We start from the raw sequence: 25,928 nt of genomic DNA on the forward strand, positions 1-25,928 counted from the left end.
AGCTTCTACAACATGTAGGAAGCTTCGGTTCGTCTCATTCGTTCCAAACATCTTTCACCCTTAAGCGGAATTTTTCCTGTTATCTCCTCAACGGAGTCCCTTTTAGGAGAAATAACGGAAGATTTTCCGCTTATGGAGAGCAAAATCGTTTATTTTGGCTTTTTTTGAGGGAATAGCAGGAATTTTTCCTGTTATTTCGGCTCTATTTCATGATGCTTGCTCATTAAGAGGAATTTTTCCTGTTATTTTTTTATACCGATATGAACATTAAGTCGAGGGAATATATAATTCTCTCGACAAGAACAAAAGCGCGGGGCGCTTTGATCATCTACACAACTGCGAAATCTATCATTTCCTCCAACATAAAAAACCCACATCAGCCTTAGGCTGTGTGAGCTGGTAATATAATGTTGAAGGTTGTCCCTTTGTTTAATTCACTCTCAATAAAGACCTGACCATTATGGCTTTCGATAATTTTGTAGCTGACCATGAGTCCAAGCCCATTACCGTCTTTTTTAGTGGTATAAAATGGCTCGCCAATTTTCTTGAGTTTCTCTTCCGGTATTCCTACGCCTGTATCCTGAATAGAGACTTGAACTTGATCGTGTGTCACATTGACCCGAACAATAATGTCGCCGCCATTAGGCATTGCTTCAATACCATTCTTTACAAAGTTTAGAAACACCTGCTTTAATCGATCCTCATCACATTCAATTTGAATAATGTCGTCATTGGCTTCGAAATGCATACGCACTTTCTTTTTTCGTGCTTCAAACTCCAATAAAGAGAGGACATTTTTGATAATCGGGATAATATTTTTTTCTTTTAAATCAACTACTTTCGGCTTTGCAAGTACCATGAAGTCTTCAACAATTTGATTAACACGATTGATTTCATCTAAAATGATCTCTACAAACTCTCTTCTCTGCCCATCTGTTTCATCTTCGAGCAAAAATTCAGCATAACCTTTCATAGAAGTAAGAGGATTGCGAATCTCATGAGCTACACCTGCTGCAAGTTGACCTACAGCAGCAAGCTTATCTTGGCGATGGAGGATTTCCTCTGTCCTTTTACGCTCCGTAATATCATTTCTTATCGCCAAATATTGATACGGTTTTCCTTTTTCATTCATAAATGGAACGATTGTCGTGTCTACCCAGTAATAAGAACCGTCTTTCGCCTTATTTCTGATTTCCCCTTTCCAAACAGAACCATTTCCAATTGTTTTCCAAAGTTCTTGAAAAAATTGCTTATTGTGAAAACCAGAGTTTAGAATGCTGTGATCTTTTCCAATGATTTCGTCACGACTATACTTTGATATCTCACAAAATTTATCATTTACACGAGTGATAATGCCCTTTGCATCTGTAAAGGCAACAATCGACGATTGGTCTAATGCAAATTTGATATCATTTACTTCTTTTAATGTCTCTCTAAGCTTTTGCTCTGATTGTTTACGATTGGAAATATCTGTACGAATCGAAACATATTGATAAGGCTTCCCTTTTTCATTTAAGAAAGGGACAATCGTCGTGTCAACCCAGTACGTACTCCCACCCTTTGCTCTATTCTGAATTTCACCTTTCCAAACTTGCCCAGTTCCAATTGTCTTCCATAAGGATTTAAAAAATTCCTTTGAATGATAACCAGAATTCAAAATCCTGTGATTTTTTCCGAGTAATTCTTCCTCTGTGTATTTCGAGATTTCAACAAATTTATCATTTACATAAGTGATATTACCTTTTGCATCTGTAATGGCGACGATCGATGATTCATCTAGTGCTGCTTTAATATCTTTTAGATTTGAATCTGATACGGCAAGTCTTTTACTCACAAGAGCACTAGAGCCAATTAATCCGCTCAAAATCATGACCGCAACAATTAAAATGGCATAAAGCAAAAATGTCTCTTGAAACGGATCACCATTAAAAGCAGGAGCATCTGTACTAGACGTAATAGAAGAAGCTTTCAATAATAAGAAATGCCCCTCAACTACTGCCGCAGTTATAATGAGAGAACTTAGTGGTCTAATCCAAACATTTTTTGTCCAAGTCTTCGAATCATAAATTAACCAAAATGCAAAATAAAAGGAAGCAAAAACTAGTAAACCTGTTACCACTAAAATGACCCAATTATAAGTAAAGGCTAATTGTAAACCGAACATGCCAATAATATGAATGGAAAAAACGGCACTCATCATAAAAAAACTTGCCGCAAAAAGATTTCTAGACGTTAGCCTAGTTAGTGAAACAGCATAAAAAGCCATTCCAGTAAAGCATATCCCCACCATAATTGCTAATAACGTAACAGGGAGATTGTAATTCGATAAGGTTGTAATATCTAGTGCAAAAAGAAAGCTCATGACCCATATTCCAAAACTTAATGAAAGCGTTCCTCCTATAAAAAGAAGTGGCTTGTTTCGTTCAGAAGATCTGAGCATGGCAAACATATCTAATCCTGAATAAGTAGCCATCATCGTTAAAAAGATCGCTGCAATAATCAATATCGGGTTTAATGATAAATATACAGTCAACATGTATCAGTCCTTTTCAAAGAAAAGTTTCTACTATGATTGTAATGTAAACCAGCGCCAGTTAAAAGATATATTTCAAAATCCTCCAGTGACTTACAAGAAAAAGCCTGCTAACCTCTATTACTATCGCTTTCTCAAATAAATTCAATTCATTTTTTGAAAATTTATTAAAAATATCTTCACTTTTTTTTAAGATGTTGTATACTGTATTATAACAGAAATAAAAAATATATACTGTATTAGAAAAGAGGTGAGTTTGTTGATTAAAAGTCCTGTTGAATTTTTCCGTATGTTACCAAAAAAAATTTGTCCACAATGTGGTGAGATCATGAAGGAACAAGCAGAAAGTTATTTAATGGAATGTGACCGCTGTTTAGCAAAAAAATCTGAATAAAAGTCTTTATTAGAATATTGGCTTTGGCGTATTGTTTGTGCGCTGGAGCTTTTTTAATGTTGTACTAGTAATTTTATAAAATATTTAGAAAACTATATAAATTGCCTTATTATCCATGTTATTATTTTAATTAGGGCATCGAAATAAATACGTCCAATTTAAGGAGGATAATTATGGAGAAAACAATCGCTACACGACTAAAACGTGAAGAAGTACCCGTTGATTTAACTTGGAAGCTTGAGGATTTATTTGCATCATCTGTTGAGTGGGAAAACGAAATTGCAAATATTGAAAAGGAGCTATCCTCTTTTTCAGCTTTTAAAGGTAAACTCCATGAAAGTGCAAGTACATTATTAGCATGCCTCGAGTTACAGGAAAAATTAACTGAAAAATTAATATTAGTTGCTACATATGCTTCCCTACTACAATCCGGCGATAGTACAAACCCTGAAAACCAAGCAAATGCATCCATTATTGCAGATTTGCGTTCAAAAACAGGAGCAGCTCTATCGTTTATTCAATCTGAAATACTTGAAATTCCAGATCAAACCTTAAAACAATACATGGATGAAGAAGAAGCTTTAAAGCCTTTTGAAAAGATGTTACTTGATTTATTGGATGAAAAAACATACCGACTTTCCCCTGAGACTGAAAAAGTCTTGGCAGCTCTAGGTGATGTACATGCTGCACCATACGCAATTTATCAAGCAAGTAAATTAGCGGATATGCAATTCGATCCAATTATTGATGAGAATGGTGATGAGCTACCGAATTCATTTGTGCTATTTGAAGACCGTTACGAATTCACTCCAGACACAACTATACGAAGAAAAGCTTTTGAATCTTTTACAAATACATTAAAAGAATATAAAAACACATTTGCTACAACCTATGCAGCTGAAGTGAAGAAACAAGTCACACTTTCACGCCTAAGAAACTACGAATCAGTTACAGACATGCTTTTACACCCTCAGCAAGTATCAAAAGAAATGTATGAAAACCAATTAAATATTATCCAAAAAGAATTAGCACCGCATATGCGTCGCTATGCCCAATTAAAAAAGAAGGTATTACAATTGGATGAGCTTCATTTTTGTGATTTAAAGGCACCTTTAGATCCTGAATTCAATCCAAAAACGACTTATGAAGAAGCAAGTCAAGTGATTTTAGATGCATTAAAGGTAATGGGACCAGAGTATTTAAGCATTATGGAAAAAGGATTGACAGAAAGATGGGTTGATCTAGCTGATAATGTTGGAAAAGCAACTGGGGCGTTCTGCTCAAGCCCTTATGGTTCACACCCATTCATTTTGATTACATGGACGGACACAATGCGCGGTGCCTTTGTTCTTGCCCATGAATTAGGACATGCTGGACACTTCTATTTAGCCAATAAAAATCAACGCATTATGAATACAAGACCATCCACATATTTCGTCGAAGCACCTTCAACAATGAACGAAATGTTACTTGGAGATCATCTATTATCGAACACGACTGATCCGCAAATGAAAAGATGGGTTGTATTGCAGTTACTCGGGACTTATTATCATAATTTTGTAACACATCTTCTAGAAGGTGAATACCAAAGAAGAGTGTATGAACTCGCAGAAAACGGGATACCTTTGACTGCAAAAGTACTTTGTGAGACAAAAGGAAATGTTCTTTCAGAATTCTGGGGAGACACTGTTACGATTGATGAAGGAGCTAAACTAACGTGGATGAGACAACCACATTACTATATGGGACTTTATCCATATACGTATTCAGCTGGATTAACTGCTTCTACAACGATGTCTCAGTTGATTAAGGAAGAAGGCAAGCCTGCTGTTGATCGCTGGTTAGAAGTACTAAAAGCTGGCGGTACAAAGAAACCAATTGATTTATTGAAGCATGCAGGCATTGATATGTCACAACCTGATCCAATCCGAAAAGCCGTTGCATACGTTGGTTCACTTGTAGATATCCTCGAAGAAAGCTATAAATAATAAACAATAAAAACCTCTCTACCGTTTTTTGTAGAGAGGTTTTTGTTGTGACCACTTAGGAGACCCAACCATTTCATCAGTTTATCGAGATATTCCTTTATTAGGATTATCCATTAACTGAATCTGTGTTTGTTCCGTTTTATCAGGCTTTACACTACTTATTTAGCCTTTATACTAACAAGTAGTACCTTGGTTCAAACTTATTCAATTTTAACTTCTCAATCCCCTATCGCTATATTTGATAGAAAGCTTCGAACTTACTATTGAAAGGTGTCTTATTAGATTGTTTAAACAACAATGCCTTTTTACCTTTACTGTCGACCAATCCCAATTCTTACTAGAATCTTTTGGGTAAGAGCTTTCGTTCTACGTACAGTATTTGTTTCCTAATAGGTAGATCGTCTACTCTTAACCATTTGGATTTAATATACTATTTAACCACGCTTAGTGAGGCGAGAAACCGTATTAAACTGGTCTAACAAATAAAAGTGCTAATTTAGTCGTTTACAATCCTTTAACCTTTTTTGTAATCCGCTTTTCAATCAAAGTGATAAAGGAAAACATTTGCTTGCGTTCGCGAAAATAAAATTTTCATTTACGGAACGAGCACCATGGTTGAGCCTCCTAAAATGTCACAACCTATTTTGTTTACACCCTTATTATAAGTCTTTTTCCACACGATTACCCATATTATTTGTGAAAGTCGTGTGAACGTTTTCACTCAATATTCACTACATACAAAATGTCAATATTCAAATAAGACAAAAGACTTTCTTCATGTCGAATGAGAAAGCCTTTTTTTCGTTAAGTCAATATGTATAAAGTTTATAATAGAGCATTAATTGATTTTAGGAAGTTCCCTAATCTCCATCGAAGTGTCATTTCCACATAGTGGACATTTCAAATCATTGCTAGCAAAGTCCTTTCTCATCCAACCGATACATCCATCGTCCATACAAGCGTAGACCTCTGTATCGAGAAAAATCTCTTCCTCTTTTTCTTCTTGTGATTTCCGATTAAAGAAAATGATAAACGCCCCCTTCGTGAGAATTCATAAGTTTTGTCTTACTATAGGGAGAATCCAATCATACGTACATTTATTCAAGCAAAGAATAAATGCAATTACATCATAAAATTAGACTTCCTTTTACATTTCACCCTCAAAAAAATTAATTCATCCACCTTACTTCTTATTATTATGGGCAAAATATATAGATTTCACGCATTTAATTGAAAATTTTTGATAATTGAACGGGAATTTAAGCTTTTCGTTAAACACAAAAAACCTGCTTGAAGCAGGTTTTTTGTGTTTATTTTGCTTATAACCAAGCTGCACCTACAATGATTAAAAGGATGAACAATACGACGATTAAAACGAAACCGCCAGTACCGTGTCCAGTTGCAGGGTAAGCATAGCCACAACCACCAAATCCTCCATATCCGTAACCCATTACCACACTTCCTTCCTAAATATTGTAAAACACATGACCGTTCCAATGTTCTGACCGGCCCTTTTGTCTAAACTCTTCTTATTCGGATGCTTTCCTAAATTAATACCATCCGCCGATGTAGGAAGCACCAACTATTATAAGAAGGATGAACAACACAACGAGTAAAGCGAATCCAGCACCATATCCGTGTCCAGCTCCTGCGCTCATTCTTATCCACCTCCCATTATCTCTACACCTATACTATGAATAGGAAAGTTGTCCCGAATGGGCTTCTATAATAAGTCAAAAAGAAAAAGAGTGGTAAACTGTACCACTCCAAAAAAAATTGCTTATAACTGACGTATTGACAGAGATTCATTGATCGCTTCCATTTCCTCAGATGTTTCTATTTCTAATTCAACAATCGGAAGTGTGAAGAAAATGGTCGTCCCTTCTCCCTGAGTACTTTCAGCCCAAATAACACCATCATGATGATGTATGATCTCTTTACTGATTGATAACCCTAATCCATTACCCGTTATGGACGAAGTCATTTGCCCTGTAAAGGAACGCTCAAAAATCCTCTCTAGATCTTTCGCGGATATACCGATTCCTGTATCTATAATGGAAAAAATCACTTGCGATTGCTCTTTGTGAAGCGACATGGAGATCGAACCTTCATTTGTATGTTTAATGGCATTTGAAACGATATTCGTAACCACTTGTTCAATCCGACCGACATCGACATCTACTAATGACTGACTTAAATCCTCTGATTCCTCAATAGAGGATTTAAATTTTAACCCTTTTTGCCTTATATCCCACTCATGCTGATCACATAAGTGATAAAAAAGCTTTTTAATATTGACGATTTCCTTCAAAAATGTCATATTTCCATACTGAAGTTTTGACAATTCGAATAGATCTTGGATTAATCGATTTAGTCCAGTGAGTTTTTCCTTACTGCGTTTTAAATAGGTCATTTGTTTGTCGGGAGAAATCACAATTCCATCTAGCATCGCTTCAATATAGCCTTGAATCGAAGTAAGCGGGTTTCTTAAATCATGTGAGATATTGGACAATAACTCCATTCTTACTCTCTCTGCATCAGCTAACTCTTCATTGGCTTTTTCTAAGTTCTTATTCACCATTTCCAATTCTTCTGTTCTGGCCTTAACCTTTTCTTCTAGGCTCATATACAAAAATGCATTTTGAATAGAAATTGCTGCTTGTGAGGCAATTGTTGATATCAATAACAAATCTCTTTCTGTAAATGCATAGGGAAGCAAATGATTTTCGATATACAAAATGCCTAATAAGCGACTTTGATGCAATAATGGGATCGTCATAAGGGACATGACCTTCTTTGTTTGAATATAGGTATCCTCTTTAAAAAGTCCCTCCACACATGCCTGATTTAGAATAACTGGTTCAAGACTACTTTCTACGTATTGGATGATTTGCATTGGCAAATTTTCCGCTTTGAGTTTTTCATTAGAAACTTCAGGTGGACTGACGATCGTAAGCTCTTCTCCATCCTGGAGCCACAATATCCCCTTTGTGGCTCCAGCGTTTTTAAGCACGATTTCCATAACTTTTTCAATGAGGTTTTCTAAAACGATTTCTCCTGACAGCGCTTGAGAGGTTTTGATCACTGCCTCTAAATCTATAATATCTAGTCCACCTGCTAGTTCCGGATTACTTTCCTTACGAATAAATAAATTAGAAAACTGGTTTGAGAGAAGCGTTAACTTCCGCCCTGCCCCCCATTGCTTGTAGATTTGGTAAGCTTCTTTCATATAAAAGTGGCTCAGTCGCTTGCTGTTTTGTTCCTGATAGTAGCGGCCGGCACATTCACAGATAATGGCAGCATCCTGTAAAAATCCATTTTCAATTGCCTTATTTAAAGCATAATCATAGACATTGGAATCTACTATATTTCTAGTTAATAGTTTTTCAGATTCCAGTTTCATCAACAAATACTTATGTTCATAATTAACTGGTGCTTGCTTCGCCCATTTTTCCAATTTCTTAAGGTTACGTTTTAAATAGAACTTGATTTTCTTTTTCTCGCTTTTTGTCCTCTTATTATAAAAACGACAGAGCCACAGTGTATGATAGAAATAAAACTCGGGTGCAATAACAAGAACAAGGGAATTGGTAACCTTGTTATTCAATGCGTCGATAATTTCTGACGCCTTCTCTTCATCCTCTGCCATATATGACATTTGTAAACGCACCGTATTATGCATAATGAACGCAGAGGGTTCATTACGTAGCTCATCAAGATGGGCTGGTAGTGGATTCTGTTCATCTATTAACCACTCTACCCATTCTTTCATTTCCAACAAAAATTTCATAGAAAGAAAGTATTGAATTTTATTTACAAAGGCTAATTGTTGATTTATTTCCTTCAGAACAGCCTCTAATGGTTCTCCTTTAATCATTCTTGTAATAATAATGAATGAGCTTGCTGCCCCAGCTAAATGAAAGTTCCCTGTCTCCAAGCTTAAATTTTGAGATTTTTGCAGAGACTCTAAATTAATCGCTATCGAACTTTTCCAATGATTAACAAAGCTTCCAAAAACGAAATGTACCCTCGCCTCTAGTTTTTTCACTTGACTTCTTTCAACATGTGCAAGGGCGAGCTTTCCAAATTGATGACTTTTATCGAATTTCCCAAACCCTGCACTTAAAATGAGCCCATAATTGTTATACACAAGTGCTGTCATTTCTGTATCACCATGCTTTAATGTAAACCTGACAGCTCTCAGCATTAAATAAGTTGCTAAATTTTGGTTTACATCATATGAAGGGCCATTCATGTTTATAAAACTTTCCATAATAAGGCGATTGTCTTCGCTTTTCATAGGCGACAATTGTAAAAAATCCTCAGGCTTTTTTCTAAACATCAAACATTGAATAAGGAGCAATTCTTTTAAGATCGTGAACTTGCCAATTGGGCGATCAAGTTTCCACCCAAAAAGCTTTAATCCAGCTGTACCCGTATCTACCGCTTCTTTGAATTTACTTAAATGGGTATACATCATGAGTTTCAGATTATGCACACTCATTTTTTCTTTGTTCGTCTTCGCATTTTTCAATAGGGATTCAAATGTCATTTCCGCTAGATCAAAATCACCATTTAAATAAGCACATTCCCCTAATCCTGCGAAAATTTCGTATGAAAGTGGATAGCTCTCTTCCCAATGCCCCGTCTTTAGCAAGTCCCTTCCTTTTAAGAAATAATGGTACGCCATATCGAAGGCAGCTGCATTTTTTGCAAGTTGCCCTGCTTTGGCATTAAGGCTTGCAAGGGCATCTCTTTGCCGTGAATCTAATAGACTAACACTTAAATTTAGATGATCGGTAAGTTTATGAAGATAACTTGGATTATCTAATTTATTCGATTCTAACCATTTACGCAAACCAATTTGATAATGCGATAACATCTTTTGCTCTTCTGTCATACTAGTGTAGACGGCCTGTTGTACCTTATCATGTATGAATTCTAATACAATGTCATTCTCTATATTCTGTTGCCTGCTAAAACAAATGAATCCCTCATCAATGAGCAAATACAAATCCATTAATAGCTCATTTCTAGAGCCATTCATTATCAGACTGATTTCATTAAAAGTACAATTGGTGCCAAGACAGGATACCATTTTCAACGTCTTTCTTGCTTGTGAAGACAACTTCTCAAGTTTGTTTTTTATATGATCGATTATGTTATGACCAATCAATCTGTCAGGGAACCTACTTATGTAAAATTCATAACGATTGTGCTCAAAATTTAGACTAATATAATTTTCCTTTTCTAAAGTGTTTAAAATCTGCTCAAGAAAAAATGGATTACCCTGGGAAAGATTGTACACATAGTTGGTTAAATGACTAAAATCTCCTTGAAATTGATAGGTATGGGAAAGCCATTCTGACACTTCATTTTTATTTAGTGGATTGATATAAATACTTTCCCTTTTTAAGTCTTGAACGAGTTTTAAATTATGCAAAGATTTGGCACTTTGCCCTTTTTCGTCTCTACTTGCTAACAATATAAGAAGCTTTGTGGTCTCGCTATCATTCGCTAAATAACGAAGGAGATCAAGTGTAGGTTGATCTGCCCATTGGATATCATCAATAAATAAGAGAAGTGTATATTCCGTTGTTAATACGGATATAAACTGTTGAAACGTTAATAAAATACTATTTTGTCTTTCTAACGAACCTATTTTTTCAGTGAATATTTGCTGACCAATAATCCAAGAAAACTCCGGAATTAAATCTGTAAGTATTTGGCAACGATGACCTAGTTTTTCAATGAATAGATTTCTCCATCTTAATGTTGATTGCTCGCCTTGAGAAAGAATTGTCCTGAAAATTGTTTTCCAGGCTTGAATAATTGGTCCATAGGGAATATTTCTTTCATATTGGTCCCATTTTCCCGTAGCAACGATGACATTTTTCTTATCACATGATCGTATAAACTCATTTACAAGTGCTGTCTTTCCATTACCTGAATTTCCATTGATATGGACAAACTCTGTGTTTCCTGCTTCTACCATACTAAATATTACATTAAGTTCCTGAAGTTCCTTGTCTCGGCCAAAAAGTCTTTTCTCCCTAATAATTTGGGCAGACTCCCCCTGTCCTAGTGGGAAATTAGAAATATTCCTTTCTAATTCCCATTCAGCTTGACATTTTTCTAAATCAGTTTTTAATGAAAAAGCTGATTGGTATCTCTTTTCAGGGGATTTTGCTAAAAGTTTTTCAGTAATTTGGGATAACTGTGTTGGTATTTTTCCGTTGATCGTCGTTGGTGGAGGTGGTATCTTTGTAAAATGCGCATGGACAATTGCAATAAGGTCAGCTTTTTCAAACGGTGATTGCCCCGTTAACAATTCATATAATACAACGCCGAAAGAATATAGATCGGAACGGAAGTCAGCCTCCTTCTCCATTCTTCCTGTTAACTCAGGTGAACTATATAAAATACGTTGCTGTTCTGCATTCTGTTTTGCCCCAATCGGATTGGCAACATTTATTTTCTTATCAGAGAGATTGACAAAAATGAAAGCTGGGTTCAATATCCCGAATAACCCTTTATGCTGATGCATTTTCCAAAGTAAGGAAACTAACTGGATGGAAATAAATAATATTTGTTCGAGTGTAAGAGACTTTTCCCTTATGAATGTTGCCAATGTTTTTTCGAAGGAAAAATATTCATAAATCGCAAAATGTTGACCTTCCATTGCCTTCATTTCAATTGGTTCCATTAGAAAGGGCTGCGTAGATGAATCGTAATAATGCTCATGTCCTAATTTTGATTTAGAAACAGTGTGGACAATGACTACCCTTTTATTATTGTGTTCCTTAATTCCTTCATAATAATCTATATCGTTCGTGGAATCCAAAAGTCGAATAATCTTATATCCTGCTATTTGCAACATCTATCCCACATCCATTACTAACTTGAAAAATACAAGTTTATTTTTTCATAACAAAACTTTAATAAAACTTTAACTAGGTTTGAACAGTACTTATAGTTCATATACTATTATTGTTTTGTGAATATTTTGTGAATAAACTGGAGGTAATTATGGAAAAAGTCACTGAGTTGCAGCAAGCGACAATTGCCATTCTGCCAAATACAATAGATGAAGAATGGTTATGTTTAATTTTAGAAGCGAAACGTTTAGGATTAACAAAGGATGAGGTGAAGCGTTTCTTGTCTAATAAATAATACATATATCCTAATCTGCTTTTCCAGAAGGTGAATCTATTAAGAATCTATTATATTAATTGTGGAATATCATGGATGTAACCATTAAATTTATAGCCTATACCCCTGACCGTCAATATATAAATAGGTTTGGTAGGATTGGGCTCGATTTTTTTTCGCAAATTGCTAATATGGACCATAACCGTTCGATTATCGCCAAGGCTGTTCTCACCCCAAATCAGCTGAAATAATTGCTCTACACTAAACACTTTTTCAACATTTTGACTTAACAAGGACAATAGTTGGTATTCTTTTGCCGCTAATGTAACCGTTATACCACCACTGCGAACAAGACAACTGTCCAAATCAATCATTAAACCAGGGAACTCAATTACACTTCTTTCTTCCTTTATAACCTTTTTATTACGAGAGATCCTTGTTCTTCTTAAATGCGCTTTAATTCTAGCTACTAATACGCTTGGACTAAAAGGTTTTGTTATATAATCATCTCCTCCTATTCTTAAACCGAGAATCTTATCTAAATCATCCTCTTTAGCACTTAAAAAAAGAATAGGAGCATCTGTTTTTTCACGAATTCCCTGACATGTTTCATAACCATCTAGTCCTGGCATCATAATATCTAGGATGATTAGATCTGGTTTAAAACCATCTATTGAATTAATGGCCTCGCTTCCCTCTGTTACAGTAACGATCTCAAATCCCTCATTCTCTAAATAAAGTTCTAGAATATTCCGAATATCAGGATCATCATCAACAATTAAGACTCTATCCCTACTCATACATATCCCCCTAAATTTTCGGTTGTTTCTATTTTACTATAAATATCCTATTTCACCTCCAATTTACCACTAAATCGTACGCTAGAAATTTCTTAGTAATTCGACAAAATATGAGGTTATTAACAACAAAAGCATTTCCTCTCTCCCATTAAATAAATAAGTTCACAATATATCCATAGTATTTTCCTTACTATTTTTTTATCTTTAATATGGGAGGTTACAAAATGAAGAAAATATATATAATATGTAGTGCAATCGTAGCCATTGCAATTATTGCGGGGATTTCCTTTTTCTTAATTCGTGATTCGATGGCAACAATACCAGAAGATATTGATTTAGTTACTATGAAAAATGAAGTATACAAATTTTCCGAGTCTGACAAAAAACTAAAAGTAGTAGAATTTATGTATACAAACTGTCCTGATATTTGTCCTACAACGACGCTTAAAATGAATATGCTTAAAAAAGATTTACAAGATGCTGGTGTCTTTGGTGACAAAGTTCAATTCATTACCATTACAATTGACCCTTACAATGATACCCCAGAAGTTCTCCAACAATATATGTATAATTTTGAAGTCGAGGATGACGGGAATTGGCTCTTCTTAACAGGGGACCAAAATAATATTAAAGAAGATTTAAAAGAAATTGAAGAACTTGCAGGAACCTTCCAATTTCAATATAGAGACCCAGGCGATGGTTTCTTTATTCATTCGACGTTCGTTTATCTTTTAAATGAAAATAATCGTTATATAAAAAAATACCCAATGGGAGAAGAATTCAATCGAGAAGACATGTTTAATAAAATCATGAAGAAGATAGATTAAAAGGCATTCCTATCGAAATCAAATGCTTTAAGTGAACATATATCAAAAAAAGGAAGCGGTGAAATCAATCACCACCTCCTTTTTTTTATTAGTTGCTGGGTGCTGTTGGTTGCTGAAGCATTAATAAAGTCTTCCGAGGTTTTGTAATGCTAGCTTTTATTCCGGACTTTTTTAAACGATCAACAAGTTCTACTAGCTTCTTTTTATCCATTTAATATCTCCTTTTTTCGTTCTTCGTTAAGTCCATTGTAGCGAACAATTATGAATAAACTATGAAAAAAACGAAATTTTTTGGATTAAATTATCTTAAGGAGCTTTAATCTTCTGGATTTATAGTTAAAACTGCACCTTCAACTCGTTTAATATTTGTTTTATGATACGTTCCATCGACCCATTTATCTAATTGATCATGAAACCATTTATGAAACACATGTCCAGACTGACCTGGACCAACAAGATGATAGCCTATCGTCGAATCAGTCATATCAATGACAAATCTCCACGAGCCTCCATGGTTTACTGTACCATCGTCTTTAAAGGCTGCTGCTTGTACCGTAACCGCACTTCCTCCGACTGGCACTTTCCCTTCTTGATTAAATAATAGATGTAATGGCTTCACACTAGATAATGGATGTGGAAAATAAATTTGATGATAGTCTCCCCATTGCCATTTCTCCATATTATTTCCTTGTTGACTTTTTATCTCCTCAATGACGCGGAGTAACGACTCTTCCAATACGTTAACGATTCCCTCATGCTCATCTATCCATGGACCAGGCTTGCCTTCAATCGCCTTTCTAAGAAGTTGATCGACTGCCTGGCGCATACCACCAAATAAGTCTAGTGTTTCTTGAGGAATTTCTTCTTCAAATAACACTTCTTGGATTTCTATCATCCATAAATTAAAAAGAAGAGGTGCTGCTTGCTCTGGGGAATCAAAATAATCCCACTCTACTAAAATGGATAAGGCTTGGCGAATTTTGTCATTGCTAGACACTTCTAGTAAATCGATAAAGAAAGGGAGAAACTCCTTTGCTTGTAAGTTCATTTGATCCATTTGTAAGTTCATCATATCTTCAGCAGTGATATGAGTTGTACCTGAAAGAACCTCTTGAATTCTCATTTGTCTAAAGGGTTGTGCCCAATCATGACTAATATGATATGGATAATCATCTCCAATTACTTTATTATTAGCAGTTGAAATAAAGCCTTCCTTTGGATTAACCGTACGCGGCAATTCATCATATGGAATATAATCATCCCAACCGTATTCATCTGTCCATCCAGGAACAGGTAATAGTCCATCTCCTTTTTTGCGAATTGGAATTTTCCCATTTGCCTTATAAGCAATGGTCCCGTCTGTAGATGCGAAGACGAAATTCTGTGCTGGAGTATGGAATCCTTCGAGCGCTTTCTCAAATTCCTCCCAATTTCCAGACTTATTCATTTTAAGCACTGCCTCAAGTTCTGAAGACGGCTCAAGCGCTGTCCACTGAAGGGATAAAACCGTATCTTTTCCACTATCTGCGGCAAATTCAGAAACGACTGGGCCATGCCTGGTTATCACCACTTCATATTCTACAGACTTCTCATCCTTAATTTGAATTTCTTCTTTAATGACCTCTGCTTCTTCCCAGCTATCATTGTATAGAAATTCATAAGGATTGTTTGGATTTCTTTTTTCAATATATAAATCTTGAACATCTGGCCCTGTATTGGTTACTCCCCATGCAATTTGTTCATTATGTCCAAGAATAATGCCAGGAATCCCTGCAAAAATAACACCACTCACATTTACGGTCGGAGCTTCTAAATGCATTTGATACCATATCGAAGGTGTTGCTAACGATAAATGAGGATCATCAGCAAGAACTGGTTTTCCTGATGCCGTCTTCGCTCCACTTACGACCCAATTATTGCTCCCATTATATTCATGAGGAATGACTGCTTGTGCAAAACTTTTTTCGATATTTAATTCCTCTTTACTGATGATGTATGGTGCATCTTCTGGATAAGATGGAAACAAATCGTATGCCTTTTCCTCAGGAAAATTTTGCAGGAGATAATAGCGGAAGGCTTGATTTTCCCAATGTCCACCTAAGTCAAATGCCATATATTTCCCAATTGTTAAGGAGTCGATTGGCGTCCAATCCTCTGGCTCATACCGAAGAAGTTCAAATTCAATCGGCCATTTCCCATTTTCGCGAAGTTCATGAATATAAAGATTCACTCCTTCTGCAAACTTATCAAGTACATGCTTTGCTGAAGCCGAATACTGTTCATAAGATGCTTTTGCTGCCCGTCTAAGGCCTAATGTCAGAAAGTACTTATCGTTATTTAAAGCCGCTTCTCCAACCACTTCACTTAGTCGGCCTGATGCTTGACGACGGCTTAGGTCCATTTGAAACAAACGATCCTGTGCTTGAATATAGCCTTGCGCTAAATATAAATCTTCCTCATTACTCGCCCGAATATGCGGCACACCATTTTCATCACGAATCACTTCTACTGTATCATTTAAACCAGAAAGATTGATTTCTCCCTCTATTTTGGGATGTGCCCTTGTCATATACGTATATAACCCCATTGCAATCGCTACCAATAAGACAATCACTATACCAATGGTCCACGCAAGAACTTTCTTCCAGCGTTTCCCCCTTTGCACTTCTGAATGTACTGCTACTTCCATCGTCTTCCCCCTTTTCTGCCGCCTCATTTTTTTTGAAAGCGTTTTATTAATAACTTGTCTTTATTATTCTTGATGATTAGGAAAAATCCTTCTTGCATTTTTCTGTTGGAAATAAAAAGACTGCACTTGTACTTGAGAAAATGTTATAATGAGAGATATTGCTTATTTGGAGGTAGTAAATGTTAACTGTAACTGACGTTAGTTTGCGATATGGTGATCGGAAGCTTTTTGAAGATGTAAATATTAAGTTTACTCCAGGAAACTGTTATGGCTTAATTGGAGCAAACGGTGCTGGAAAATCAACTTTTTTAAAAATAATCTCTGGGGAAATTGAATCTCAAACAGGAACTGTTCATTTAGGACCTGGGGAAAGACTGGCGGTTCTAAAGCAAAATCATTTTGAATACGAGGAAGAAGAAGTTCTTAAAGTCGTCATTATGGGACACACTCGCCTCTATCAAGTGATGCAAGAAAAAGACGCCATTTATATGAAAGCGGACTTTACCGATGAAGATGGAATGAAAGCAGCTGAACTTGAAGGTGAATTTGCTGAACTAAATGGGTGGGAAGCTGAATCTGAGGCGGCAATCCTTCTAAAAGGTTTAGGGATTGAAGAAGAGCTTCACACAAAGAAAATGGCTGATTTATCCGGCGGCGAAAAAGTGAAGGTTTTACTTGCCCAAGCTTTATTCGGAAAACCGGACGTATTGCTTTTGGACGAGCCAACGAACCACTTAGATATTAAAGCTATCCAGTGGTTAGAAGAATTCCTTATTAACTTTGAGAATACCGTTATTGTTGTATCTCATGACCGTCACTTTTTAAATAAAGTATGTACACATATTGCCGATTTAGACTTTGGAAAAATTCAAATCTATGTTGGAAACTATGATTTCTGGTATGAGTCTAGCCAATTAGCTTCAAGAATGGCACAAGATCAAAACAAGAAAAAAGAAGAGAAAATCAAAGAACTACAAGCCTTTATCGCTCGATTTAGTGCAAATGCTTCTAAATCGAAACAAGCAACTTCACGTAAAAAGCTACTTGATAAAATTCAATTAGATGATATTCGCCCTTCTTCCCGTAAATATCCATATGTTGGATTTACACCTGAGCGTGAAATCGGCAATGACCTATTAAGAGTTGAAGGAATCACAAAGACGATTGATGGAGTAAAAGTACTTGATAATATTAGCTTTGTCATGAATAAGGACGATAAAATCGCTCTTGTAGGTCCGAATGAATTAGCAAAAACAACGCTATTCAAAATACTAATGGGTGAGATGGAGCCTGACAGCGGTAGCTTTAAATGGGGTGTTACGACTTCACAAGCCTATTTTCCAAAGGACAACTCAGAGTACTTCGAAAACAATGATCTCACTTTAGTTGATTGGTTGCGTCAATTCTCCCCTAATGACCAAAGTGAAAGCTTCCTCCGTGGATTCTTAGGAAGAATGTTATTTTCTGGTGAAGAAGTGCTTAAGAAAGCAAGTGTCCTTTCAGGTGGAGAAAAGGTCCGTTGTATGCTGTCGAAAATGATGTTAAGTGGATCCAATGTTCTTCTTCTTGATGAACCAACGAACCACTTAGACCTTGAATCGATTACGGCCTTAAACAATGGCTTAATTAACTTTAAAGGTTCCATGATTTTCGCTTCACATGACCATCAGTTTATTCAAACGATCGCCAATCGAATTATCGAATTGACACCGAACGGTATGGTCGATAAACAAGTAACATATGATGAGTATTTAGAAGATGAGCAATTACAAAAACAAATAGCAGCGATGTACGCATAATAAAAACGGCTTTGTACCTCCATAGGTTCAAAGCCGTTTTTGTCTTATGAAGTTGGTAGCTGAATATCAGTAAATTGCTGATACACTCGTACCCTTTTATCAAATTCAAGAAATGCCGTGACTTCATTTGGGACAACTATAGTGGTGAGGCCAGCATTAATAGCTGCTATACTCCCATTTACTGAATCTTCTATCGCAATTGCCTCTTGCGGATATACCCCTAGAGCCTCTACTGCTTTAACATAGAGTTCAGGATTTGGTTTTACTTCTTGAACATCATCTTTTGATTTAATGACGGAAAAAACGTTTCTTACGTGAAGATGCTCTAATAGATCCTCTATCCATTTTCGAGGAGAACTTGAGGCAATGCCCATCTTTAAGTTCATTTTTCGTGCCTGTTGAATGAATTCCTCAGCCCCTTCTCTTAGAACAAGTTGATCTTTTTGTGCGATGATCATTCTATGAATCTCTTGCTCTAATTGGATAAAATCAATCTTTGTTTGCGTTTGCGCCTCTACGTAAGCATATAAGGCCTCATCTGTTGTCCCTATTACTTTAGCAAACTCCTCTAGCGGCAAATGAATCCCATATTTATGAAGTAATACTTCTTTATACATTCGATACCACATTGTCTCTGTATCGACTAGCGTTCCATCAAAATCAAAAATAATCGCTTTTATCAATTTATACCCACCTTTTATAGCTTGTTTTTCATAAGTTGCTTTCTTCATTAGCAATTCATTGCTTCCATTATACTAAAACCCATACAATATAATTAATCATTTAATCGAGATAATAAAAAATTTTTCTTCCCCGTATCTTTTCTTTCTGTTTTTACGTTATGAAAAATGAGAGGGATTAAAGGAGTGAATGGAATGCCAGGGAGTAAACCGGTTTATGTGATGAATAAAAGTCAATATGAGGAAAATGAAACACTGAAGAAGTATTATCGTGGACTGCAAACATATTGCCGATTTTTAACCAAAAATAAATGGGAGGGTGATGATCTTGCCCAGGAATCTTTGTACCGAGCCATTAAGCAGTATGAAGTGACTGAAATCAATCATCCACTCCTAAAAAAAATCGCTTTTCATTATTGGATTGATACAATCCGTAGAAGAAAACTTGATGAGACAGAATTATTAAATGAAGTTCATGAGAAGAGAAACAACCATCCAACGACGATAATGGACACAGTACAAAAACTGATGGAAAAGTTGACACCGAAGCAGTCTGTAATTTTCTTTTTAAATGAGGCATTTCTATATCGTTCTAAAGAGATATCAGACATTATAAAAATGCCTGAAACAACTGTGAAAGCTCTTTTATACCGGGCCCGAAAACGTATTGAGAAAGAGAATACATCTAACACAACGGAGGATTCTTTGATGAAAAGAGACCTTCAGAATCTCATGGATTTAATGGTTCAATCTTTATTAGAAGAAGATCCTAATATTTTGATTAAACAACTTCCAAGCATCCCTATTTTCATTCACAATAAAACTCCTATCAGTACTAAAGTTACCGATTCCCCTCTCAATATTTTCAGTATGGCTGCGTAAACAAGGGAGGAAAATGAATTGACAACCATTCCATATGTTATTGAACAAACAAATCGCGGAGAACGTTCTTACGATATTTACTCTCGATTGTTAAAAGACCGTATTATTATGATCGGGCAACAAATCGATGACAATTTAGCGAATAGTGTCATTGCCCAATTACTTTTTCTTGAGTCAGAAAATCCTAAAAAAGACATTTCACTTTACATTAACAGTCCGGGTGGTTCAACTACAGCGGGTTTTGCAATTTTTGATACGATGCAATTGATAAAGCCAGATATTAACACGATATGTACAGGGATGGCTGCTTCTTTTGGTGCTATACTTCTCCTTGCTGGTACGAAAGGAAAAAGATATGCCTTACCTAATAGTGAAGTAATGATTCATCAGCCGCTCGGAGGTGCTCAAGGTCAGGCAACAGAAATCGAAATCTCTGCTAAGAGGATATTAAAATTAAGAGAGCATGTAAATCAAATTATTTCAGAGCGAACCGGCCAACCCGTTGAGAAAGTTGCAAAAGACAGTGATCGAGACTATTTCATGAGTGCCAAAGAGGCATTAGATTACGGAATTGTGGATGAAATCATCAGAAAGCAGCCATAAACATTTTAGGAGATGGAATGAATCGCCCATCTCCTTTTTACCCTTCACCACTATACTATTGCTTTTTTGTTTTCTTACGTGCCGACGAAGCACTTTTCCCATCTAATTCCATATTTGTCGTACCTTGTCCCTCTACTTGGCTTGAATTTAATCCAATCGTTGAAGGATCCGCTTTTCGTTTCTTCATCCATTACACCTCCATTGCTTACCTTCTCTTTTTAAACATTTTTTTATTCGTGAACATTTATACATTTTTACAAGAACGGGTTTTTTAGAATATTTTTATCCCTAATAACTCATTCTACTTATTGGAGGAGGTGTGAAGATGACGAAAATTGGTGTGGAAGATTCTTTAACTAATATTCAAGAAGCTCTTCGTGATAAAGGGTATGACGTCGTTCAACTACGACAGGAATCAGATGCTAGAGGATGTGACTGTTGTGTTGTAACAGGAATAGATTCAAATGTGATGGGAATGAACGATACCATCATACCAGGTCCTGTTATTGAAGCAAATGGACTATCTGCTGATGAAGTATGTGAAAAAGTATCTCAAAACCTTAAATAAGAACGTAAACGAGAAGGCTAATAAAAACGTTAGTCTTCTTTTTAATGAACTCCTTCCCTTCGTACATAACATGAAAGTGCCTCTACTCAATCAAGCTAAATTTATGAAAAATCAGTTTTTAGACAAGTTCTTACTAGAGTCATGCATATAGTAGTAGTGGACAACTTATAAAGGGGGTATTTATGATGCAATTCATTGTATTGAAAAGGCGTTCGATCATGTTATTCACGCTTATTCTTGCTACTATCGTTGCGAGCTCAATTTGGCTCCTTCTCTCAAAGGACACGATCTCAACGGTCGCTCAAACCGAGCAGCTTCGTGAAATCCATCTTGTGACAACCGAGTTTAAAACAAAGACGGAAGATGGAAAAGAAATTGAAGCGTACCGTTGGGATCCGGGAACAATTTATGTTGGCAAGAATGAAAAGGTGCTGCTTCGTTTATATGGCATCAATGGGCATGAGCATCCTTTCATTATCGAAGGAACTGATATTAAAGGCGTTGTAAAAAAAGGAGAAGAAACCACCGTTGAACTGCAACTTAAGGAAGAAGGGGTTTACCGTCTTGTTTGTTTAACACATCCAGATATGGGCAGTAATGGACCGATGGTTGCCAATATTGTTGTTGATTGATCTTAAGGGAGGAAGCATTTCTCCTCCCTCTCTCCTTCTATTCACTACTTTCTCCCTTCCACTTTTCATTCCTTCAAAAAACATTTCAAAAAATCTACATTTTTCCTTAAGCACAAATATGTTTTTAACGTTACAATAATGTTAATAGAATTATTTTTTTATAGAACAGTTTCTAATATTATCAAAAAAGTTATAGTACAGTTTTTTTATTTCACCATTCTCTCAAAACAATCAAAGACAATAAATCTTTTGTTCACAATAAGTTCATGAAAACCTCATTTCAATGTGATGATATTCACATATAATCTGTTATACTTTAAATATAGTTAAATTGTATTAACTGTTATATAAACAAAATTCTTTAGTAGAGGTGTTTTATGATGGAACAGTGGAAAGGTTTTGCAAAAGGAAGATGGCAAGAAGAGGTAAATGTTCGTGACTTTATTTTAAGAAACTTTTCTCCATATACTGGGGAAGATAGCTTTTTAGAAGGACCAACTGAAGCAACAACAACGCTTTGGGGTCAAGTAATGGATTTAACAAAGCAAGAGCGTGATAATGGTGGCGTGCTTGATATGGATACAGAAATCGTTTCCACTATCACATCTCATGGTCCCGGTTACTTAAATCAAGATTTAGAAAAAGTAGTCGGTTTCCAAACTGATAAACCGTTCAAGCGTTCTTTACAACCATTTGGTGGTGTAAGGATGGCTAGTCAGGCTTGTGAATCTTACGGTTATGAAATGGATAAAGAAGTGGAAAGAATCTTTACTGATTATCGTAAAACTCATAACCAAGGTGTTTTTGATGCTTACACTGCTGAGATGAAATTAGCTCGTAAAGTGGGAATTATTACTGGTTTACCTGATGCATATGGCCGCGGACGTATTATCGGTGACTACCGTCGTCTTGCCCTTTACGGTGTCGATTTCCTAATGGAGCAAAAACTAAAAGATTTTAATAATATGACTTCTGTTATGAGCGAGGATATCATTCGTCTACGTGAAGAATTATCTGAGCAATACCGTGCCCTAAAAGAGTTAAAATCACTTGCTCAAAGCTATGGTTTTGATATTTCTAAACCTGCTCAAAATGCTACAGAAGCTTTCCAATGGCTCTACTTCGGATACTTAGCAGCTGTAAAAGAGCAAAATGGTGCTGCAATGAGTTTAGGTCGCGTATCTACTTTCTTAGACATCTACATCGAGAAAGATTTGGAAAATGGTGTTCTAACTGAACAAGAGGCACAAGAATTAGTCGATCATTTTGTCATGAAGCTACGTCTTGTCAAGTTTGCTCGTACACCAGATTACAATGAACTCTTCTCAGGTGACCCAACTTGGGTAACAGAATCTATTGGTGGTGTGGCAATGGATGGACGTCCACTTGTAACAAAGAACTCTTTCCGTTTCTTACACACATTACGCAATCTTGGACCTGCGCCTGAACCAAATTTAACTGTTTTATGGTCAACTCAGCTTCCTGAAAACTTCAAGAAGTTCTGTTCAAAGATTTCGATTGAAACAAGTGCCATTCAGTATGAAAACGATGATATTATGCGTCCTGAATATGGCGATGATTACGGGATTGCTTGCTGTGTATCTGCCATGGAAATCGGAAAACAAATGCAATTCTTTGGAGCACGCGCAAACTTAGCAAAAGCCCTGCTTTATGCAATTAACGGAAATAAAGATGAAAAGCATAAAATTCAAGTTGGACCTGCTTCTTCCCCTATCACTGCAGAAATTTTAAATTATGAAGAAGTGATGGAAAAATTTGATCAAACAATGGAATGGTTAGCTGGATTATATATTAATACACTAAACATCATTCACTATATGCATGATAAATATAGTTATGAACGAATTGAAATGGCCTTACATGATACGGAAATCTTACGCACAATGGCAACAGGTATCGCTGGTTTGAGTGTCGTAGCAGATTCTTTAAGCGCAATTAAATACGGTCAAGTTAAAGTACTTCGCGATGAAAATGGCTTAGCTGTAGACTTTGAAATTGAAGGTGATTTCCCTAAATACGGCAACAACGATGACCGCGTAGACAGCATCGCAGTTGAAATTGTCGAGACATTTATGAAGAAGCTACGTAAACATCCAACTTATCGTAATTCTCTTCATACAATGTCTATCCTAACGATTACTTCAAACGTCGTTTATGGTAAAAAGACTGGAAATACACCAGATGGTCGTCGTGCTGGTGAACCATTTGCACCTGGTGCTAACCCAATGCATGGCCGAGATACAAAAGGTACACTAGCATCCCTATCATCAGTGGCAAAATTACCTTATAGTTATGCGATGGATGGAATCTCTAATACTTTCTCCATTGTGCCAAAAGCATTAGGAAAAGAAGATCAAAACCGAGTTAATAACCTTGTTAGTATCTTAGACGGTTATGCCGTTAAACAAGGTCACCATTTAAACGTCAACGTCTTTAATAGAGAAACATTATTAGATGCAATGGAGCATCCTGAGGAATACCCACAATTAACGATTCGTGTATCTGGTTATGCGGTTAACTTCATTAAGTTAACAAAAGAACAACAGTTAGATGTCATTAACAGAACATTCCATGGTTCTTTATAAGTAAGTGATGGAGGAGTTAGATACCATTCTAACTCCTCACAAAATATTGAGTACGAAAATAATGCTCATGCTAATTTGAAGGGAGTTTGAACATCATGAACGGAAACATTCATTCAATCGAAACTTTTGGAACAGTAGACGGCCCTGGTATACGCTATGTCATTTTCACACAAGGCTGCCTTCTTCGCTGTCAGTTTTGCCATAATGCCGATACGTGGGAAATAGGAATTGGCAAGCAAATGTCTGTTTCCGAAATCATTGATGATCTCAAATCCTATTTACCCTTTATAGAATCTTCTGGTGGAGGAATCACTGTTTCTGGCGGTGAACCCCTTTTACAACTGCCGTTTTTAATTGAATTATTTAAGGAATGTAAAAAGCTTGGTATACACACAACTATCGACTCTTCAGGTGGATGCTATTCACATGCAGAACTATTTCAAAAAAACCTCAAAGAGTTGCTGCAATATACAGACTTAATTCTGCTCGATTTAAAACATATCGATAGAAAAAAACATAAAAATCTTACTGGAATGGCAAACGATCATATTCTTGAATTTGCCAAGTATTTATCAGATAACCATGTTCCTGTTTGGATTCGTCACGTATTAGTGCCTTCTGTCACAGATGATGAGGAGGATTTAAAAGCACTAAGTGAATTTATTGGCACGCTGAACAATGTTCAAAAAGTTGAAGTCCTCCCTTACCATCAGCTTGGCGTCTATAAATGGGAAGCCCTTGGAATGGAATATCCTTTAAAGAATATCGAGCCTCCAAGTGAAGAAAAAACCGCCTTTGCTCAAAGGATTTTAACAGAAAAATTATCTTAATACGAAAACGCCCATTATCATTTCCAAAGACAATGGGCGTTTCGTATTTATATTTTTACTTCCACCACTCATCAAACATCGTAGCTGGAAGTTGTCTTTTATGTTCTGTTACGAGATAACGTTTTTCAATTTTTTCCGCAACCTCTTCGGATACATCTTTTCCTTCCAAATAATCGTCTAATTCATCATAAGTAATTCCAAGTTCTGTTTCATCCGCTTGCCCTGGTTTTTGATCAAGTAAATCTGCCGTTGGAATCTTTAAATAGATGCTCTCTTCTGCACCCAATTCTTTTAAAAGCGCTTTGCCTTGACGTTTTGTTAGACCAGATAACGGTAATAAATCCGCACCGCCATCACCATATTTTGTAAAGAAACCTGTAACTGCCTCTGCAGCGTGATCCGTTCCAAGCACAAGAAGATTCGCTTGACCGCCGATCGCATATTGTGCGATCATGCGCATTCTTGCCTTCACATTGCCTTTATGATAATCCCTTAGTTCTTCTCCGCCAACACTTTTATCATATTCAACTTTAACAGCATCAACAGCTCCCTTCACATTAAAGGAGTAAGATTCATCAGGCTGAATAAATCTTAAAGCACGTTGTGCATCCTCTTCATCCTTTTGAACACCATATGGTAGACGGACTGCGATAAATTTAGCTTCGACTCCTTCTTTGCGCAGTTTTTCCACGGCAAGCTGGGCAAGTCGACCAGCTAATGAAGAGTCCTGCCCACCACTAATTCCTAACACAAATCCTTTGGCGTTCGTTTTCTTAACATAACTTGTCAGAAAGTCGACTCTTTTTGCAATTTCTGCTTTAGGGTCCATTTCTGCTTGAACGGACAATTCATTCATAATCCGTTTTTGTAACTCTCTCAAATGACTCTCCTCCTTATATTGTAACTAATGCTCTTTTATACACATTGTCCAACACTTTAAATGGA

Annotated in this window: 22 protein-coding genes; 11 read left to right on the top strand and 11 right to left on the bottom strand. The window is 36.3% G+C overall.

Going from position 1 to position 25,928, the window contains the following annotated elements:
- Positions 1-382 precede the first annotated feature (382 nt).
- Positions 383-2,536, bottom strand: a complete 2,154-nt coding sequence (locus BMSHG_RS16835) for a PAS domain-containing protein (protein ID WP_019155631.1) — start codon at positions 2,534-2,536, stop codon at positions 383-385.
- A gap of 256 nt (positions 2,537-2,792) precedes the next feature.
- On the opposite strand from BMSHG_RS16835, the gene yhfH reads away from it, so the two are divergent.
- Complete coding sequence (yhfH, locus tag BMSHG_RS27690; protein WP_019155632.1) at positions 2,793-2,927, top strand: protein YhfH; 135 nt, start codon at positions 2,793-2,795, stop codon at positions 2,925-2,927.
- 173 nt (positions 2,928-3,100) lie between these two features.
- A complete protein-coding gene (gene pepF, locus BMSHG_RS16845) occupies positions 3,101-4,915 on the top strand; it encodes an oligoendopeptidase F (protein ID WP_019155633.1) in 1,815 nt (604 codons plus the stop codon).
- 838 nt (positions 4,916-5,753) lie between these two features.
- Here pepF and BMSHG_RS27695 read toward each other — a convergent pair.
- From BMSHG_RS27695 to BMSHG_RS16860, 4 genes are all read right to left on the bottom strand, one after another.
- Positions 5,754-5,966 carry a cold-inducible protein YdjO-related protein gene (locus tag BMSHG_RS27695; protein WP_316245676.1) on the bottom strand — a complete coding sequence of 71 codons (213 nt, stop codon included), beginning with the start codon at positions 5,964-5,966 and terminating at the stop codon, positions 5,754-5,756.
- A 268-nt stretch (positions 5,967-6,234) separates the two neighbouring features.
- Positions 6,235-6,366: a YjcZ family sporulation protein gene (locus BMSHG_RS27700; RefSeq protein WP_019155634.1), complete on the bottom strand. Its 132-nt coding sequence runs from the start codon at positions 6,364-6,366 to the stop codon at positions 6,235-6,237.
- A 99-nt stretch (positions 6,367-6,465) separates the two neighbouring features.
- Positions 6,466-6,573 carry a YjcZ family sporulation protein gene (locus tag BMSHG_RS27705; protein WP_019155635.1) on the bottom strand — a complete coding sequence of 36 codons (108 nt, stop codon included), beginning with the start codon at positions 6,571-6,573 and terminating at the stop codon, positions 6,466-6,468.
- A 122-nt stretch (positions 6,574-6,695) separates the two neighbouring features.
- Positions 6,696-11,795 carry an AAA family ATPase gene (locus BMSHG_RS16860; RefSeq protein WP_019155636.1) on the bottom strand — a complete coding sequence of 1,700 codons (5,100 nt, stop codon included), beginning with the start codon at positions 11,793-11,795 and terminating at the stop codon, positions 6,696-6,698.
- Positions 11,796-11,944: 149 nt separating this feature from the next.
- Between BMSHG_RS16860 and BMSHG_RS27710 the strand changes: the two genes are divergently transcribed.
- Complete coding sequence (locus BMSHG_RS27710) at positions 11,945-12,088, top strand: anti-repressor SinI family protein (protein WP_019155637.1); 144 nt, start codon at positions 11,945-11,947, stop codon at positions 12,086-12,088.
- Positions 12,089-12,138: 50 nt separating this feature from the next.
- On the opposite strand, the gene BMSHG_RS16870 is transcribed toward BMSHG_RS27710, so the two are convergent.
- Positions 12,139-12,867, bottom strand: a complete 729-nt coding sequence (locus tag BMSHG_RS16870; protein ID WP_019155638.1) for a response regulator transcription factor — start codon at positions 12,865-12,867, stop codon at positions 12,139-12,141.
- A gap of 224 nt (positions 12,868-13,091) precedes the next feature.
- Here BMSHG_RS16870 and BMSHG_RS16875 point away from each other — a divergent pair, with 224 nt between their 5' ends.
- Positions 13,092-13,694 (top strand): SCO family protein, encoded by a 603-nt coding sequence (locus tag BMSHG_RS16875; RefSeq protein ID WP_019155639.1) that lies wholly within the window; start codon positions 13,092-13,094, stop codon positions 13,692-13,694.
- Between the two features lie 88 nt (positions 13,695-13,782).
- On the opposite strand, the gene BMSHG_RS29310 is transcribed toward BMSHG_RS16875, so the two are convergent.
- Both BMSHG_RS29310 and BMSHG_RS16885 read right to left on the bottom strand, forming a co-directional pair.
- The gene (locus tag BMSHG_RS29310) at positions 13,783-13,905 is read right to left on the bottom strand and encodes a hypothetical protein (protein WP_019155640.1); all 123 of its coding nucleotides are present in this window, start codon (positions 13,903-13,905) and stop codon (positions 13,783-13,785) included.
- Between the two features lie 105 nt (positions 13,906-14,010).
- The gene (locus tag BMSHG_RS16885; RefSeq protein ID WP_019155641.1) at positions 14,011-16,383 is read right to left on the bottom strand and encodes a penicillin acylase family protein; all 2,373 of its coding nucleotides are present in this window, start codon (positions 16,381-16,383) and stop codon (positions 14,011-14,013) included.
- A gap of 179 nt (positions 16,384-16,562) precedes the next feature.
- On the opposite strand from BMSHG_RS16885, the gene BMSHG_RS16890 reads away from it, so the two are divergent.
- On the top strand, positions 16,563-18,182 hold the full coding sequence (locus BMSHG_RS16890) for an ABC-F family ATP-binding cassette domain-containing protein (RefSeq protein ID WP_019155642.1): 1,620 nt from the start codon (positions 16,563-16,565) through the stop codon (positions 18,180-18,182).
- Positions 18,183-18,226: 44 nt separating this feature from the next.
- Here BMSHG_RS16890 and BMSHG_RS16895 read toward each other — a convergent pair whose 3' ends face one another.
- A complete protein-coding gene (locus tag BMSHG_RS16895; RefSeq protein ID WP_051030948.1) occupies positions 18,227-18,913 on the bottom strand; it encodes an HAD family hydrolase in 687 nt (228 codons plus the stop codon).
- A 144-nt stretch (positions 18,914-19,057) separates the two neighbouring features.
- On the opposite strand from BMSHG_RS16895, the gene BMSHG_RS26440 reads away from it, so the two are divergent.
- Positions 19,058-19,744 (top strand): sigma factor-like helix-turn-helix DNA-binding protein, encoded by a 687-nt coding sequence (locus tag BMSHG_RS26440; RefSeq protein WP_019155644.1) that lies wholly within the window; start codon positions 19,058-19,060, stop codon positions 19,742-19,744.
- An 18-nt stretch (positions 19,745-19,762) separates the two neighbouring features.
- Positions 19,763-20,347, top strand: a complete 585-nt coding sequence (gene clpP, locus BMSHG_RS16905; RefSeq protein WP_019155645.1) for an ATP-dependent Clp endopeptidase proteolytic subunit ClpP — start codon at positions 19,763-19,765, stop codon at positions 20,345-20,347.
- A 55-nt stretch (positions 20,348-20,402) separates the two neighbouring features.
- On the opposite strand, the gene BMSHG_RS28035 is transcribed toward clpP, so the two are convergent.
- On the bottom strand, positions 20,403-20,534 hold the full coding sequence (locus tag BMSHG_RS28035; protein WP_019155646.1) for a YuzL family protein: 132 nt from the start codon (positions 20,532-20,534) through the stop codon (positions 20,403-20,405).
- A 138-nt stretch (positions 20,535-20,672) separates the two neighbouring features.
- On the opposite strand from BMSHG_RS28035, the gene BMSHG_RS16915 reads away from it, so the two are divergent.
- From BMSHG_RS16915 to pflA, 4 genes are all read left to right on the top strand, one after another.
- On the top strand, positions 20,673-20,915 hold the full coding sequence (locus tag BMSHG_RS16915; RefSeq protein WP_019155647.1) for a YkuS family protein: 243 nt from the start codon (positions 20,673-20,675) through the stop codon (positions 20,913-20,915).
- Between the two features lie 185 nt (positions 20,916-21,100).
- Positions 21,101-21,547 carry a cupredoxin domain-containing protein gene (locus BMSHG_RS16920; protein WP_019155648.1) on the top strand — a complete coding sequence of 149 codons (447 nt, stop codon included), beginning with the start codon at positions 21,101-21,103 and terminating at the stop codon, positions 21,545-21,547.
- 380 nt (positions 21,548-21,927) lie between these two features.
- Complete coding sequence (pflB, locus tag BMSHG_RS16925) at positions 21,928-24,153, top strand: formate C-acetyltransferase (RefSeq protein ID WP_019155649.1); 2,226 nt, start codon at positions 21,928-21,930, stop codon at positions 24,151-24,153.
- A gap of 95 nt (positions 24,154-24,248) precedes the next feature.
- Positions 24,249-24,983, top strand: a complete 735-nt coding sequence (gene pflA / locus BMSHG_RS16930; RefSeq protein ID WP_019155650.1) for a pyruvate formate-lyase-activating protein — start codon at positions 24,249-24,251, stop codon at positions 24,981-24,983.
- A 55-nt stretch (positions 24,984-25,038) separates the two neighbouring features.
- Here pflA and nadE read toward each other — a convergent pair whose 3' ends face one another.
- On the bottom strand, positions 25,039-25,863 hold the full coding sequence (gene nadE, locus BMSHG_RS16935; RefSeq protein ID WP_019155651.1) for an ammonia-dependent NAD(+) synthetase: 825 nt from the start codon (positions 25,861-25,863) through the stop codon (positions 25,039-25,041).
- Between the last annotated feature and the right edge of the window lie 65 nt (positions 25,864-25,928).

Origin of the sequence: Robertmurraya massiliosenegalensis JC6 (assembly GCF_000311725.1) — a bacterium.
GTDB lineage: Bacteria > Bacillota > Bacilli > Bacillales > Cytobacillaceae > Robertmurraya > Robertmurraya massiliosenegalensis.